Here is a 441-nt window from a genome sequence, read left to right as displayed (position 1 = left end):
AATCCCACGATACAGAATCGTATTTCTAGCGATTATTTTTGTTAGCGGTGGACTCCTATTAAAAGGATACATCCACCTTTGGAACATTAGCAGTTGGCCTACTACAACAGGAAAGATAATCGACTACGAATCAGGAATGCACTCTTCGGCTTCTCACAGTCAATACGGAATGCAGACGACAAAAAGTGAAAAATGGAACAGAGTTGAATATCAGTATACCATCGACGGAATCGAATATGTAGGACATCGTATTTCACCTAACTTCAAAGCCACTTATCCGTATAAAAACACGGAAGAAAGAATATCCGTTTTTTATAACCCCAAGAAGCATTCAGAGGCATACCTGCTCCCCGACAGATATCATAGCCCTATAGTCTTATGGACATTTATAGTCATGTTGACCATCTTCGGGCTAGACTTCATCCCCAAACCATGAGCAGA

Annotated in this window: 1 protein-coding gene; it reads left to right on the top strand. The window is 40.8% G+C overall.

Features of this window, described 5'->3' with window-relative positions:
- Nucleotides 1–436, top strand: a 436-nt coding sequence (locus tag QEH52_RS20210) for a DUF3592 domain-containing protein (RefSeq protein WP_308952768.1), incomplete at its 5' end; no start/stop codon positions are given.
- Between the last annotated feature and the right edge of the window lie 5 nt (nucleotides 437–441).

The organism is Thalassobacterium maritimum, from assembly GCF_031127805.1.
Classification (GTDB): Bacteria; Verrucomicrobiota; Verrucomicrobiia; order Opitutales; family Coraliomargaritaceae; genus Thalassobacterium; species Thalassobacterium maritimum.
The sequence above is the reverse complement of the archived record's forward strand: the minus strand, read 5'-3'. Positions and strand labels throughout refer to the sequence as shown.